This is a genomic window from Streptomyces phytophilus (genome assembly GCF_013870535.1).
GTDB lineage: Bacteria > Actinomycetota > Actinomycetes > Streptomycetales > Streptomycetaceae > Streptomyces > Streptomyces phytophilus.
In genome coordinates, this window is the sequence record NZ_JACBXC010000085.1 from 1 (window position 1) to 11,097 (window position 11,097).

General features: G+C 73.3%; 9 protein-coding genes. 7 read left to right on the forward strand and 2 right to left on the reverse strand.

Annotated features, from left to right (window positions below; genetic code table 11):
• The first annotated feature begins 233 nt into the window (after positions 1-233).
• Both H5J30_RS07675 and H5J30_RS07680 read left to right on the forward strand, forming a co-directional pair.
• Positions 234-1,595, forward strand: a complete 1,362-nt coding sequence (locus H5J30_RS07675; RefSeq protein WP_181786401.1) for a cytochrome P450 — start codon at positions 234-236, stop codon at positions 1,593-1,595.
• Positions 1,596-1,687: 92 nt separating this feature from the next.
• The gene (locus H5J30_RS07680) at positions 1,688-2,767 is read left to right on the forward strand and encodes a selina-4(15),7(11)-diene synthase (RefSeq protein ID WP_181786395.1); all 1,080 of its coding nucleotides are present in this window, start codon (positions 1,688-1,690) and stop codon (positions 2,765-2,767) included.
• Between the two features lie 460 nt (positions 2,768-3,227).
• On the opposite strand, the gene H5J30_RS07685 is transcribed toward H5J30_RS07680, so the two are convergent.
• Complete coding sequence (locus H5J30_RS07685; RefSeq protein WP_181786396.1) at positions 3,228-3,911, reverse strand: PH domain-containing protein; 684 nt, start codon at positions 3,909-3,911, stop codon at positions 3,228-3,230.
• Positions 3,912-4,037: 126 nt separating this feature from the next.
• On the opposite strand from H5J30_RS07685, the gene deoC reads away from it, so the two are divergent.
• Genes deoC through H5J30_RS07700 form a run of 3 tightly spaced genes read left to right on the forward strand, consistent with a single transcriptional unit; the run spans position 4,038 to position 7,358 of the window.
• On the forward strand, positions 4,038-5,006 hold the full coding sequence (gene deoC, locus H5J30_RS07690) for a deoxyribose-phosphate aldolase (RefSeq protein ID WP_181786402.1): 969 nt from the start codon (positions 4,038-4,040) through the stop codon (positions 5,004-5,006).
• A 16-nt stretch (positions 5,007-5,022) separates the two neighbouring features.
• Complete coding sequence (locus tag H5J30_RS07695; RefSeq protein ID WP_181786397.1) at positions 5,023-6,465, forward strand: aldehyde dehydrogenase family protein; 1,443 nt, start codon at positions 5,023-5,025, stop codon at positions 6,463-6,465.
• Positions 6,462-7,358 (forward strand): aldehyde dehydrogenase family protein, encoded by an 897-nt coding sequence (locus H5J30_RS07700; RefSeq protein ID WP_181786398.1) that lies wholly within the window; start codon positions 6,462-6,464, stop codon positions 7,356-7,358. The genes H5J30_RS07695 and H5J30_RS07700 overlap by 4 nt, the downstream gene beginning before the upstream one ends.
• A gap of 365 nt (positions 7,359-7,723) precedes the next feature.
• Here the strand turns inward: H5J30_RS07700 and H5J30_RS07705 are convergent, their stop codons facing one another.
• Positions 7,724-8,605: a SigE family RNA polymerase sigma factor gene (locus tag H5J30_RS07705; protein ID WP_181786399.1), complete on the reverse strand. Its 882-nt coding sequence runs from the start codon at positions 8,603-8,605 to the stop codon at positions 7,724-7,726.
• A gap of 211 nt (positions 8,606-8,816) precedes the next feature.
• Between H5J30_RS07705 and H5J30_RS07710 the strand changes: the two genes are divergently transcribed.
• Together H5J30_RS07710 and H5J30_RS07715 are read left to right on the forward strand one after the other, a co-directional pair.
• Positions 8,817-9,494, forward strand: a complete 678-nt coding sequence (locus H5J30_RS07710) for a response regulator (RefSeq protein WP_158691612.1) — start codon at positions 8,817-8,819, stop codon at positions 9,492-9,494.
• Positions 9,491-11,038, forward strand: coding sequence for an ATP-binding protein (locus tag H5J30_RS07715; RefSeq protein ID WP_181786400.1), 1,548 nt, complete (start codon positions 9,491-9,493; stop codon positions 11,036-11,038). Before H5J30_RS07710 ends, H5J30_RS07715 begins: the two co-directional genes overlap by 4 nt.
• Positions 11,039-11,097: the final 59 nt, after the last annotated feature.

An 11,097-nucleotide genomic window follows, 5' to 3' on the forward strand; every position in this document is an offset into this window, starting at 1 on the left:
CTGGCTCGCCCGAATCCGCCGCTGAGCGGCCAACGCACCGCGGTTCGCGGCGCGTTGGCGCCCCGGGTCCTTCCGCCTGCCGGCGGGGACCCGGGGCGCTCACGCGTGTAGCCTGCCGTCCCGACGGGAGCGGTCTCGCCCTCTTGTGCGTACAACGAATACGTGTCTGGCTAGTCACTACCAGTCCGCCGGGCAGGTGAGGAAGGGAGAGTCCGGTGCGGGCAGACCCACAACTGCGCGCCATCCCACGAGCGTCGGGGTGGCTTCCGCTCGTCGGCCACCTCCGGCCCCTGATGCGCGACCCTCTCGGCTTCATCTCGTCGCTTCGCGACGACGGCGACGTCGTGCGCGTCGAACTCGGCCGCCAGCCCATGGTCTTCGTCACCAGCGCAGAACTCGTGCACGACATCTACGTGAAGCAGGCGCGGGCCTTCGACAAGGGCCGGCTCTTCGACCGCATGGCCCCGCTCGTCGGCGGCGGCCTCGCCTCCGCCGACGGCGAGACGCACCTGCGGCACCGCAGGCTCATCCAGCCGGCCTTCCACCGCCAGCGCCTCGCCGTCTACGGGGACGTCATCGCCCGGCGCGCCCGCGACCTCGCCGACTCCCTGGAGCCGGGCCGGGAAATCGCCGTCGACGAGCTGATGAGCGACTACGCGATCGGCACCCTCGCCGAGACCATGTTCGCGTCCGACCTGGGCAGGCCGGCGATCCGGGCGGTGCGCCGCGACATCCCCGTGGTCCTGGACACGATGCTCACCCGGGCACTGCTGCCGCCGGTCCTGGACCGGCTGCCGATCCCCGCCAACCGCCGCTTCCTGGCCGCCGCCGGCAGGCTCCGGCAGGTCATCGACGACGTCATCACCGCCACCCGGCAGGCCGACGCCACCCACACGGACCTGCTGTCGATGCTGCTGGCCGCCCGGGACGAGGAGACCGGTGCCGGGCTCAGCGACGCCGAGGTCCGCGACGAACTGGCGACCATGCTCTTCGCCGGCACCGAGACGGTCGCCTCCACCTTCGCGTGGACGTTCCACGAACTCGCCCGGCACCCGGAGGCCGAGCAGCGCCTCCTCGCCGAGATCGACGAAGTTGTGGGCAGCGGGCCGGTCGCCTTCCGGCACGTACGCGACCTGACCTACACCCGGGCGGTGCTGGACGAGGTGATCCGGCTGCACGGCGTCGTCCTCCTGGCGCGCCGCACCGCCCGCCCCGTGCGGCTGGGAAGCGCCGACCTCCCCGAGGGGACCGAGGTCGCCTTCAGCCTCTACGCGGTGAACCGCGACCCCCGCGTGTACGCGGACGCCGATGCCTTCCGCCCCGAACGGTGGCTGGCGGACGACCGGCCGGCGGCCTCGGAACCGGTACGGCAGACGTTCACCCCGTACGGAGCGGGCAACCGCATGTGCATCGGCGACGCCTTCGCCCGGGCGGAGATCGCCCTCACCCTCGCCACCGTCCTGCCCCGCTGGCAGCTCAGATCGCGGCCGGGCTACGCGGTCGAGGAGGCCACCGCGGCGATGGCCCGCCCGAAGCACGTGCCCATGACCGTGCACCCGCGTTCCGTGGCACCCCCACGGCAGTCGGCCGCCTAGTGCACGACGGAAGGCCGTCCGGCAGGCGGCGACCCGCCGGCCGTACGGCTGCGCAGCACGCAGAAGCCCCCGGACAACCCGAGGTGATCCACATGGACCGCGAGCCGACGATTCCCCCGCTGTTCTCGCCTCTCGCCCCCGCCATCCACGCGCGCCACGAGATCGTCAACAAGCAGACCGCCCTGTGGGCGAACGCCTTCGAGATCGGCTCACCGGAGCTGCGGGACCGGCTCGTCGACCACGACATCGGCACCTTCGCCGCCCGCATCCTCCCCGAGGGGCGCGAGGAAGTCGTGCAGCTCACCGCGGACTTCATCGTCTGGCTCTTCGGCGTCGACGACGGCCACTGCGAGGAAGGCGCCCTGGGCACGCGGCCGCACGAGCTGCTCGGCGAGCTGTCCCGCATGCTGCGCGTCGCCGAGAACCCGCAGGTGCCGATGCTGCTGGACGACCCGCTCGCCGCGGGCCTGCGCGACCTGCGCCGCCGCATCGACGTCCACGCGACCCCCGGGCAGGCCACCCGCTGGGTCGAGGCCCTGCGCCAGTACTTCACCTCGGTGGTCTGGGAGGCGGGCCACCGCAGCCGGGGCACGGTGCCCGACCTCAACGACTACACCCTCATGCGGCTCTACGACGGCGCCACCTCGGTCATCCTGCCGCTGCTGGAGATGGCGTACGGCTACGACCTCCATCCCGGCGAGCGCGACCGGACCCCGGTGCGGGCCGCGGCCGAAATGGCGTTCTTCGTCATCACCTGGGACAACGACCTGTTCTCCCACCACAAGGAGAGCAGGAGCGGCAAGTACTTCCTCAACGTCCTGCGGGTGCTGCAGGATCCGGCCCACCACGGCCTCGCGCCCCAGGAAGCGATAACCACCGCCGTGGCCCAGCGCGACCGCGTCCTCTGCCTCTACCTGCGCCTGCGCAGGCAGCTCGCCGCGGAGGGCACCCCGCAACTGCGGCAGTACCTGCACAGCCTCGACGCCTTCGTCCGCGGGGCGCAGGACTGGGGGATCAGCTCGGTCCGCTACACCCGCCCCGACGACCCGGCGGGCCTGCCCACGACGTTCAGCGACACCCCCACGGACGACCGCACGACCCCCCTGGAAATCCCGAGCGTGGCGTGGTGGTGGGACCTGCCCGTTCCGTCCGGCACGGTCCGTACGGCCTGAGCCAGCGCGAACCGCGCACCGCGCACCGCGCACCGGCGGCCGTGCGGTGCTACCTCTTGTAGCGCTACACGCAGGCGCTTGCGCCCTTTTACCGCATCGCGAACCATGGCTCCATCAATGCGCCACCCGGAGCCGCCGCGGGCAATGAGGCATTCGCTCTGCTCGGCGCGGTTGCCGCGAAAGCACCCCGTCCGCCAGGGATATCGCGAATTCCCTGCACCTGCACTTGACGGTCCGCCCCGAAAAGAGGCTCAGCGAAAATCATGCCGCACTCCTCGCCCGGCAGATTCGCCGCGTCGCGACCCGACGCCCCCCGGACCAGCCCGACGGGGTCGCCGATCCCTCCGCGTACGCCCTGCGATGCGCAGGCCGCCCGGCACGGGAGGCGGATCCGCACTTTCCGGCGCGACCCCGTGTGGGGCCGGTCGCGGCAGCGCCCGCCGACCCGGCGCCGCGCCCCCTAGCCGACGGCGATGGCGATGATCAGGGCCAGGGTCCCGGCCACCAGCGGGCCCAGGATCTCGTACGCCCAGCGCACCGACACCGGCCCCTGCGCGCCCTCGCGGTCGGCGTAGGTGTACGCCAGCTCGCGCAGCTCGCGGATCGACTTGTCTGCCGCCGGGGTGAAGTCCTCCGGGGTCTGGTCCAGGTCGCCGGCGGCCGTGGCCCCCGGGCGGCGCATCGCCGGGTCCGACAGCGCCGTACGGCTGGACGGGCTGAAGAGCCCGCCGCCGCCCGCCGCGCGGTCCCGGCGGCGGTTGGCCTTCTTGCGGGCGCGCAGCGAGACGGGGATGGCCCACATCTGGTACGTGGCGTCCGCGGTGACGACCTCGCTGGAGTAACCCGCGCGGATCTCCTCGACCCGGCTCCACGGCACCACGATCGTGCGGAACGGGTTGCGCACCCGCAGCCGCTCCTCGCCCGCGTACACCACCGGCCGCAGCGTCAGCGACACCACCATCGGCACCCCCGCGACCAGCGCCGCCACCGCGACCGCCCGCGCCTGCCCGCTGCCGCGGACCAGGGCGTCGGCGCCGAGCCAGCCGCCGAGGGCGAGCAGCAGCACACCGGCGGCGATGCCGGCGACGGAGCGGTAGGCGCGGTCGGCGTACTTCGGCCGGGCGGCCGGGGTGTCCTTGCTCATGCCGCCGATTGTGCCCGACGGTCCGGATACGGACATCGCGCCGGTATTGCGGTCCCGCATCGATCCACGGGGAACGGGTGCCCACTCCCGGGACGCTACGCGGGTAGATATGCTCGTGTGGTGACCATGCCCCGCATACCCACCGCAGCCGCAGGGCCGCCGGCGTCCCTCGCGGACGTGACGGCCTCCGACGCCGCGCTCCGCCGCTTCCTGCACGGGCTGCCCGGCGTCGACCCGGTCGGCCTGGAGGCACGTGCCGCCGCCCTGGGCACCCGCTCCATCAAGACCACGGCCAAGGCGTACGCCCTGGACCTGGCGGTCTCGATGATCGACCTGACGACGCTGGAGGGCTCCGACACCCCCGGCAAGGTGCGCGCGCTGTGCGCGAAGGCCCGTACGCCGGACCCCACGGACCGGACGGCGCCAGCGGTCGCGGCCGTCTGCGTGTACCCGGACCTGGCCGCCGTCGCCGCCGAGTCGCTGGCCGGCTCCGGCGTCAAGGTCGCCTCGGTGGCCACCGCCTTCCCCTCCGGGCGGGCGGCGCCGGAGGTCAAGCTCGCCGACACCCGCGCCGCGCTGGCCGCGGGCGCCGACGAGATCGACATGGTCATCGACCGCGGCGCGTTCCTCGCCGGCCGCTACCTGGAGGTCTACGAGCAGATCCGCGCCGTGCGGCAGGCCGCGGCCGGCGCCCGGCTGAAGGTGATCTTCGAGACCGGCGAGCTGTCCACGTACGACAACATCCGGCGGGCCAGCTGGCTCGGCATGCTGGCCGGCGCCGACTTCATCAAGACCTCGACGGGCAAGGTCGGCGTGAACGCCACCCCCGCGAACACCCTGGTCCTCCTCGAAGCCGTACGGGACTACCGCGCGGCCACCGGCGTGCAGGTAGGCGTGAAGCCCGCGGGCGGCATCCGCACGGCCAAGGACGCGGTGAAGTTCCTGGTGCTCGTGAACGAGACGGCCGGGGACGACTGGCTGGACAACCGCTGGTTCCGCTTCGGCGCCTCCAGCCTGCTCAACGACCTGCTCATGCAGCGGCAGAAGCTGCGCACCGGCCGCTACTCCGGCCCCGACTACGTGACCGTGGACTAGAGGGGGTCAGAGCAGCATGACCGCTGAACACAAGCTCTTCGCCTACGCGCCCGCGCCCGAGTCCCGCTCGGTCGTCGACATCGCGCCCAGCTACGGCCTGTTCGTCGACGGCGAGTTCACCGACGCCGCCGACGGCCGGGTCTTCAAGTCCGTCGCCCCGGCGACCGAGGAGGTGCTCTCCGAGGTCGCACGCGCCGGCGAGGCGGACGTCGAGCGGGCGGTCGCCGCCGCGCGCCGGGCGTTCACCTCCTGGTCGGGGCTGCCCGGCGCGGAGCGCGGCAAGTACCTGTTCCGTATCGCCCGCATCATCCAGGAGCGCTCGCGCGAGCTGGCGGTGCTGGAGACGCTGGACAACGGCAAGCCGATCCGCGAGACCCGCGACGCCGACCTGCCGCTGGTCGCCGCGCACTTCTTCTACTACGCCGGCTGGGCCGACAAGCTCGGCCACGCCGGCTTCGGCGCGGACCCGAAGCCGCTGGGCGTCGCCGGGCAGGTCATCCCGTGGAACTTCCCGCTGCTGATGCTCGCCTGGAAGATCGCCCCCGCGCTGGCCTGCGGCAACACGGTGGTGCTCAAGCCCGCCGAGACCACCCCGCTGTCCGCGCTGTTCTTCGCCGACATCTGCCGCCAGGCCGGGCTGCCCCGCGGGGTGGTCAACATCCTGCCGGGCTACGGGGACGCGGGCGCCGCGCTCGTCGCGCACCCGGACGTCGACAAGGTCGCGTTCACCGGCTCGACGGCCGTCGGCAAGGAGATCGCCCGCTCCGTCGCCGGCACCGGCAAGCGGCTCACGCTGGAGCTGGGCGGCAAGGGCGCCAACATCGTCTTCGACGACGCGCCGGTCGACCAGGCCGTCGAGGGCATCGTCGGCGGCATCTTCTTCAACCAGGGCCAGGTGTGCTGCGCCGGCTCCCGGCTGCTGGTGCAGGAGTCGGTGGCCGACGAGGTGCTGGACGCGCTGAAGCGGCGCCTCGCCACGCTGCGGCTCGGCGACCCGCTGGACAAGAACACCGACATCGGCGCCATCAACTCCGCCGAGCAGCTCGCCCGCATCACGGAGCTGGCCGACGCCGGCGACGCGGAGGGCGCGCAGCGCTGGACGGCACCGTGCGAACTGCCCGGCAGCGGCTACTGGTTCGCGCCGACCCTCTTCACCGGCGTGACGCAGGCGCACCGCGTCGCGCGCGAGGAGATCTTCGGCCCGGTGCTGTCGGTGCTGACGTTCCGCACCCCCGCCGAGGCGGTCGCGAAGGCCAACAACACGCCGTACGGGCTGTCCGCCGGCGTGTGGACGGAGAAGGGCTCGCGGATCCTGGCGGTGGCCGACCGGCTGCGCGCCGGCGTCGTGTGGGCGAACACGTTCAACAAGTTCGATCCGACCTCGCCGTTCGGCGGCTACAAGGAGTCGGGCTTCGGCCGCGAGGGCGGCCGCCACGGGCTGGAGGCGTACCTGCGATGACACAGGCGGATGCGAGGCTGTCGGTCCTCAAGACCTACAAGCTGTACGTGGGCGGGAAGTTCCCCCGCTCGGAGAGCGGGCGGGTGTACGAGGTGACCGACGCGAAGGGCCGCTGGCTCGCCAACGCGCCCCGCGCCTCCCGCAAGGACGCCCGCGACGCGGTGGTCGCCGCCCGCAAGGCCGTCGCCGGGTGGTCCGGCGCCACGGCGTACAACCGCGGCCAGGTGCTCTACCGGGTGGCCGAGATGCTCCAGGGGCGGCGCGAGCAGTACGTCGCGGAGGTGGCCGACGCCGAGGGCCTGTCGAAGGCCAGGTCGGCGGCGCAGGTGGACGCGGCGATCGACCGCTGGGTCTGGTACGCGGGGTGGACCGACAAGGTCGCCCAGGTCGTCGGCGGCGGAAACCCGGTCGCCGGGCCGTACTTCAACCTCTCCGCGCCGGAGCCGACGGGCGTCGTCGCCGTCGTGGCGCCGCAGGAGTCGGCGCTGCTGGGGCTGGTGTCGGTGCTCGCGCCGGTGATCGCCACGGGCAACGCGGCGGTGGTCGTCGCCGCCGAGGAGCGGCCGCTGCCGGCGCTGACGCTGGCGGAGGTGCTGGCCACGTCGGACGTGCCGGGAGGCGTCGTCAACGTGCTCTCGGGGCGTACCGCGGAGATCGCGCCGACGCTGGCCGCGCACCAGGACGTCAACGCCATCGACCTGACCGGCGCGGACGCGGAGCTGGCGCGGGAGCTGGAGGTCGCGGCGGCGGACAACCTGAAGCGGGTGCTGCGGCCGGAGCCGCCGTACGACTGGACGGCGGACCCGGGGACCGGGCGGCTGACGGCGTTCCTGGAGACGAAGACGGTCTGGCACCCGACGGGCGGCCTGGGAGTCAGCGGCTCGGCGTACTGACGGCCTTCCGGCCGGGGCGGCGGGCGTACGGGACGGCGGGCGTAGGGGACGGCGGGCGTAGGGGACGGCGGGCGTAGGGGACGAGCGTGCGGACGGGACGAGCGCGCGGACGGGACGAGCGCGCGGACGGGACGAGCGCGCGGACGGGACGAGCCGGGGCCGGACGCACCCCCCGCGCGTCCGGCCCCGGCTCGTCCCCCGTTCCCCCGATTCCCCCCGTTCCCCCCGTTCCCCCGAGTCCTGACGGGCACCCCCCGGCCCCGTTGCGGTCTCGGTCCTCCCCCCGCTCCCCCGTTATCCCCCGGTTTCCCCCGTTTTTCCCCTCCCGTGGCCCCGGGTCCCCCCGTCCCCGGTCATCGGCCCCGTCAGGCCACGAGCTCCTCGAACGACTCCTCCCGGTCCCGCCCGAAGCTCAGCGCCTCGTCGTCGCGCAGCCGGCGCAGCGAGCGCCAGATGCTGCTCTTGACGGTCCCCACGCTGATCCCCAGCACGTCGGCGATCTCCGGGTCGGTCCTGCCCTCGTAGTACCGCAGCACGAGCATCGTGCGCTGCATCTCGGGCAGCCGCGCCAGCGCCTGCCAGAGCACCGTGCGCAGCTCCGTGCCGCGCATGGCGTCCGACTCCCCCGGCGCCTCGGGGAGTTCCTCGGTCGGGTACTCCGCGAGCTTGCGCCGGCGCCAGGCGCTGATGTGCAGGTTCGTCATCGTGCGGCGGAGGTAGCCCCCCACCGCGGCCTTGTCGCTGATCCGGTCCCAGGCCCGGTAGGTGGAGAACAGCGCGCTCTGCAGCAGGTCCTCCGCCTCGAACCGGTCGCCGGTCAGGTGGTAGGCGGTGGCGTACAGAGAGGCGCGCCGCTCGGCCACGTAGGCGGTGAACGCCGCGGTGCTGTCAGCCTCCGCGGCGGCCCCGGCCTGCGTGCCGACCGATTCCCCCGGCACCTCTCCGTACGCCTTCTTCCCCCCGGTGTCCCCCCCGTCGTCCCCCCCGGTGTCCCCCCCCGGGTCCGCGGTCTGCCCGGTCCCCGCCGGCGTCGCGCCGGTCCCCCCGGGGCCCGTGCTGCCCGCGATCGCGACCATGTACGGAGGACGACGCCCGGCGCCGCGACCACACCCCCGCGCGTTCGCGGCACCGGACTCCCCCGTACCGCGCGTGGCGCGGCCGGGAGCCATCCCCTCAGCACTCCCCCCCTTGGCGTGCAGGCGTGTGTGAACCGCTGCGCTGGTGGTGCTGTCGTGCAGTGCGTTCATCTCACGCCCCCCGTCGGTGGAGTCTGCTTCGGTCGGCCCTGCTGTGCCGGGCTTGCCCGACGTCCAGAATCCTGGCGTCCCGACTTCATCGCGCTGTCCGCCGACTGTCACAGGCGTGCAACAGGGGGTCCCGGCCCCTTACACGGCCCTTCGCGGAGCCCGTCGTGACAGCGAACTCGCCCCTTCCGGCGCGCCCTGCCAGAATGACCCGGTGCCTTCTCTGTTGCTGATCGAGGACGACGACGCCATCCGCACCGCGCTGGAGATGTCCCTCTCCCGCCAGGGCCACCGCGTGACGACCGCGGCGACCGGTGAGGACGGGCTCAAGCTGCTGCGCGAGCAGCGGCCCGACCTGATCGTGCTGGATGTGATGCTGCCCGGCATCGACGGCTTCGAGGTGTGCCGGCGCATCCGCCGCACCGACCAGTTGCCGATCATCCTGCTGACCGCGCGCAGCGACGACATCGACGTGGTGGTCGGGCTGGAGTCGGGCGCCGACGACTACGTCGTCAAGCCCGTGCAGGGGCGCGTGCTCGACGCCCGGATCCGCGCGGTGCTGCGCCGCGGCGAGCGGGAGACGACCGACTCGGCGACCTACGGCAACGTCGTGATCGACCGCTCGGCGATGACCGTCACCAAGGACGGGGAGCATCTGCAACTGACGCCGACCGAGCTGCGGTTGCTGCTGGAGCTGAGCCGCCGGCCCGGCCAGGCGCTCTCCCGCCAGCAGCTGCTCCAGCTCGTCTGGGAGCACGACTACCTGGGCGACTCCCGGCTGGTCGACGCCTGCGTACAGCGGCTGCGCGCGAAGGTGGAGGACGTACCGTCCGCGCCGACGCTGATCAAGACCGTACGCGGAGTGGGCTACCGGCTGGATCCGCCCTCGTGAGTCCGGGCCCCTCCGACGCGCAGGGGCGGCAGGGGCTCGTACGCGGCTGGGCGGCGGGACTGCTGCGCTGGATCAGCCTGCGACTGCGTCTGGTCATCGTGTTCGCGCTGGTGGCCCTGGTCTCGGCGGTGTCCGTGGCGGGCATCGCGTACTGGCTGAACCGGGACTCCGTGCTCACCCGCACCCAGGACGCGTCGCTGAAGGACTTCCGGGAGTCGCTCCAGGACGAGAGCGGCGAGCTGGATCTGCGGGCCGGCTGCACCGACCTCGCCAAGGCCGCGCGGCGGCTGTCGAGCACCACGCAGAACTTCGACGTGATACTGATCTCCGCCGGCGGCGGCAGCGGCGGCGAGCCGGGCTGCGTGGAGCGCTCCGACCCCTCGTTCACGCTGCACGACGTGCCGAAGACGCTGAAGACGGCGGTCGACCAGCGGCGCGACGACGGCAAGTGGCCGTACCACCTGTACTGGCAGCGGGTGACGATGGACGGCACGCCGTACCTCGTCGGCGGCGCCCGGGTGATCGGCACCGACTGGACCGGCTACATGTTCAAGTCCCTGGACTCCGAGCGCCGGGACCTCAACTCGCTGGCCTGGTCGCTCGGCATCGCCACCGGCCTGTCCCTCATCGGCTCCGCGCTGCTCGCGCAGGGCGCCGCGTCCACGGTGCTGCGGCCCGTGCAGCGGCTCGGCGAGGCGGCGCGGCGGCTCGGCGAGGGCAAGCTCGACACCCGGCTGCGGGTCACCGGCACCGACGAACTGGCCGACCTGTCGCGGACGTTCAACCAGACCGCGGAGCGGCTCCAGCAGCGGGTGGAGGAGCTGAGCGAGCGGGAGAAGTCCAGCCGGCGGTTCGTGGCGGACATGTCGCACGAGCTGCGGACGCCGCTGACCGCGATGACCGCGGTCTCCGAGGTGCTGGAGGAGGAGCAGGAGAACCTGGACCCGATGATCGCGCCCGCGGTGCAGCTCGTGGTGCAGGAGACCCGGCGGCTCAACGACCTGGTGGAGAACCTGATGGAGGTGACCCGCTTCGACGCGGGCACCGCCCGGCTCGTACTCGACGAGGTCGACGTCGCCGACCAGGTCACCGCCTGCATCGACGCCCGCGCCTGGCTGGACGCGGTGGAGCTGGACGCCGACCGCGGCATCGTCGCGCGGCTGGACCCGCGGCGCCTCGACGTGATCCTCGCCAACCTCGTCGGCAACGCGCTCAAGCACGGCGGGTCCCCCGTGCGGGTGTCGGTGCGCACCACGGCGGACGCGCCCACCGCCGGCGATCTGCTGATCGAGGTCAGGGACAACGGCCCCGGCATCCCGGCCGAGGTGCTGCCGCACGTCTTCGACCGGTTCTACAAGGCGGACACCGCGCGCCCGCGCTCCGACGGCAGCGGCCTCGGGCTGTCCATCGCGGTGGAGAGCGCCCGGATCCACGGCGGTACGATCACCGCGGCCAACGACCCGGCGGGCGGGGCGGTGTTCACGCTGCGGCTGCCGCGGGACTCGTCGGCGGCGGCGGAGGCCCTGGAGCAGGAGGACGAGTGAGGGCGGCAGCCTCGAACCGGCCGGTCTTCGCGGCCTTGGCGGCGGTCGCCGCGGTCGCC